Raw genomic sequence first — 921 nt, 5'->3', positions numbered from 1 at the left:
CAGCCAGTACGGCGGGGCCGGCCCGGCCGGCGACGACATCCTCTACGCGCAGGCGCGGTCCATGGACGGCCCGTTCACCGGACCGGGCGGCGGGATCCCGGCGGCCGTCTTCTCCGGCGCGCCCGGGCAGTTCGACGGCATGCACACCTGCGACCCGTCCGTGCTGCGCGTCGGCTCCACCTACTACCTGTACTACACCGGCGCGGCGGGCGACCACGCGCTCGGCAACGCCATCGGGCTCGCGACCAGCCCCGACGGCGTCCACTGGACCCGCGCCGCGGGCGGGAAGCCGATCCTCGGGCCGTCGCACGACGTGCACCGCGCGAACGTCTACGGCGCCGGCCAGCCGTCGGTGGTCTACCTCGACGGCTGGTTCTACCTGATGTTCACCGACACCACCGGCCGCGCCGCGGGGTGGAACGGGGCCGGGCAGTTCGTGCTGCGCTCGGCCGACCCGGCGTTCGGCTCCGGGGTGCAGGCGCTGGACGTCGGCGGGTTCGTGCCGGTGACGTCGACGTCCGCGCCGCGCGGCCGGTCGATCGTCGACGGGTTCAGCGCGGACCTGATGTGGGTCGGCGCGCTGGACGCGTTCGTCGTCGCGCACGAGACCGACGGCGGCACGACCCTCACGTTCTGGACGCCGGACTTCACCGAGAACCCGTTCCAGCCGGTGCTGATCCCCGGACCGTGGAAGGAAGGGCCGGGGCTGGTGCGCCGGGCGGACGGCCACGCGCCGCTCTCGTCGGCAGACCCGTGCGAGCGGGTGCCGTTCGACGTGGTCCGCGCGACCGCGACCGGCCGCGCGAACGCCCCGACCGACCTGCGCCACTTCGGGCTGGACCTGCTGGGCAGCCAGGCCTGCGGCAACCCCGGCCGGACGGCGGCGACCTTCGACGGCGTCACGATGCCCTCGCCGGAGCG

The 921-nt window shown here is 75.1% G+C and carries 1 pseudogene; it reads left to right on the top strand.

The features are described 5' to 3' along the window. Positions 1–921: pseudogene (locus G3I65_RS33975) on the top strand (beta-xylosidase); the annotation flags it as partial.

Source organism: Amycolatopsis sp. SID8362 (genome assembly GCF_010550475.1).
Classification (GTDB): domain Bacteria; phylum Actinomycetota; class Actinomycetes; order Mycobacteriales; family Pseudonocardiaceae; genus Amycolatopsis; species Amycolatopsis eburnea.
This window is presented reverse-complemented; position numbering and strand designations above follow the sequence as displayed.